This is a genomic window from Pyrobaculum sp. (genome assembly GCF_049971835.1).
Taxonomy (GTDB): Archaea; Thermoproteota; Thermoprotei; order Thermoproteales; family Thermoproteaceae; genus Pyrobaculum.
Map to the genome: position 1 here is coordinate 1 of NZ_JBMFKV010000295.1, position 1,949 is coordinate 1,949.

The window sequence follows — 1,949 nt, forward strand, 5'->3', positions numbered from 1 at the left end:
AAAAATCCACTTATCTCTCCAAACACCTAGAATTAAATTAAGCGCGTAGTCAACACCACGAGAAGATTTCAACAAAATAAAATCACCAGCAACAACACCAAACTCCTCACCAAGATGAAAACCCCCACCGGGGATGTAAAGAGGCTCAAAGAAGCTTTTATGATCCACGCCGTATCGTTCGGCTAGGGGCCTATAATAGCGCCGAAGTTCCCCCGCGTCGAGCCAGTGAAATACAGCGCAGTCCGGCCCAATTCTGCAATCTACCGGAGGCTTGAGGGGTATGCGGGGGTTCTCAGAACCCCCTTCAAGCGGAGTTACGAGATACCCGACGTTTAACGAGTACCAACCAAGGCGACGCCATCCCTCCCCCTCGAGATATAGGTATAACGCGTCGTCGGCAAATAAAAGGGGCGAGGCGTGGCGCACCACGCCGCGTCTACTGAAGTAGGGATGCCGAAATCCAGACAAGCCAACAAACAACAACACATCGTCCACACTTCTAATACTCAGCCTGGGAATCTCATGCAGACAAAAGCCGCGCTCACCTAGAGGCCAACTCCTCAAGTCCCCACTAACCGAAAAATTGGCGTACGACGGCCCCTCTATCTGTCTTATATCTCCTCTAAACGGCGCCGTGATTTTGAGATACCCGACTTCTCCCTTTTCTCCGCCGGTGGGTATAAAAACACCTTCGTACAAGCCGTCGTCACCTAGAAAAATCCACTTATCTCTCCAAACACCTAGAATTAAATTAAGCGCGTAGTCAACACCACGAGAAGATTTCAACAAAACAAAATCACCAGCAACAACACCAAACTCCTCACCAAGATGAAAACCCCCACCGGGCGCGTACGCAGGCTCCGCTATATGCCCCCCGGCGTCTACGCCGTACAGCCTCAACACAGACCTTGTGTAATACGCCGGGTAGCCCTCGGGGAACTCTAAAATCTTCACAGCGCCAGCCGGGGTGAGGCCCACGCCGCCCTTCACAAGTCTAACTGGCCTCCGCCCCTCGGCAACTGCAGGCGGCCAGAGATGTCTACAGCCAAGCGCCCCAGGCCCCTCCTCAAGTAGAAAGCCCATGAACCGGGGCTTGTCTGTGAGAGAGCTGAGAGAAACCGCGGGGCTGTACAAAACGCCGTCAGCCTCCACTAGCAGACACGGGCCCTCTACATAAGGCGCAACGGCGTACTGCGGCGGGTCGCCGCCCCAGCTGTGCACAGCCCACACAACACATCTAGAAACCCCCACGGCAATTCTCAAAGGCCTGTTGAAGGTGTATGCCTCAACCAGCACCTCCCCTCCCTCAAGCACATGTGAAAGAACCGCAAAGCCGCCACCCCCCTCCTCTAGAAAGCCCTCCAACGCACGCCTCATCTCGGCAGAGGCAGTCTCTGGACGTACTCCTCTACCAAAGCCCCCAAGGCGGCCACCTGCTCCCGCTTATCCACAGAGCCGAAGACGGCGACGGCGTCGTCAAAAAGTCTGCCGAGATAGTCCCTATTCGCCAAGTCGCCCAGCGACACCTCTGCGTTGTACATAACAATCCTCCCGCTTCGGAACAACACCAAGACAAAGCTGATCCTTGTACTGCGCCCAGATAACTCAGGAAGCACAAAGACGGGGTCAAAGACAAAGGCGCTGGAAACGCCGCCCCCGCTGGCGCCTGCGCCGGCAAAGGCAGAGATGGACGACGCCAGGGCGGCCGAAACCCTAGACGCGCCCTCCTTCCTAATCAAGCCAAGCAGATGCCTAGCCCTGTCGCTCACAGCGAGAAACTCCGATCTCAAAGTCCAGTAGTCAAGATCGTTGGGAGACGGCGGATATGTCGAAAGCCGGTCTAAATTCTTAACCTCCACCCACAGCAACCTCCCGTCAGGCAACACGCCAAGCAAATCAGGCCTAGGCCCCTCCCCTACATATATCTGAAGCCCCTCGTCCAGCGGGCT

The 1,949-nt window shown here is 55.6% G+C and carries 2 protein-coding genes; both read right to left on the reverse strand.

Features of this window, described 5'->3' with window-relative positions; all coding sequences use genetic code 11:
- A partial coding sequence (locus ACP5J3_RS13865) for a hypothetical protein (RefSeq protein WP_428496223.1) occupies window positions 1-1,377 on the reverse strand: 1,377 nt, incomplete at its 3' end.
- Window positions 1,374-1,949, reverse strand: a 576-nt coding sequence (locus ACP5J3_RS13870) for a hypothetical protein (protein WP_428496224.1), incomplete at its 5' end; no start/stop codon positions are given. The genes ACP5J3_RS13870 and ACP5J3_RS13865, both read right to left, overlap by 4 nt.